General features: G+C 45.3%; 1 protein-coding gene. It reads left to right on the top strand.

What is annotated here, in order from left to right; genetic code table 11:
- Positions 1 to 216: 216 nt before the first annotated feature.
- The coding region (locus FHC49_RS24735) for an IS1 family transposase (RefSeq protein WP_097491765.1) at positions 217 to 274 on the top strand (58 nt) is incomplete at its 3' end.

Here is a 274-nt window from a genome sequence, read left to right as displayed (position 1 = left end):
GGAGAATACTGATGATCTGTTCGTCGGAAAAACGCTTCTTCATGGGGATGTCCTCATGTGGCTTATGAAGACATTACTAACATCGGGGTGTACTAATCAACGGGGAGCAGGTCAATGAATAAGCATATAAAACATAGTAGAACATGTCAGTAGTCAAGGTGGGTGATGCTGCCAACTTACTGATTTAGTGTATGATGGTGTTTTTGAGGTGCTCCAGTGGCTTCTGTTTCTATCAGCTGTCCCTCCTGTTCAGCTACTGACGGGGTGGTGCGTA

Origin of the sequence: Kluyvera sp. EC_51, from assembly GCF_019584505.1 — a bacterium.
In the GTDB taxonomy this organism is placed as follows: Bacteria; Pseudomonadota; Gammaproteobacteria; order Enterobacterales; family Enterobacteriaceae; genus Kluyvera; species Kluyvera sichuanensis.
This window is presented reverse-complemented; position numbering and strand designations above follow the sequence as displayed.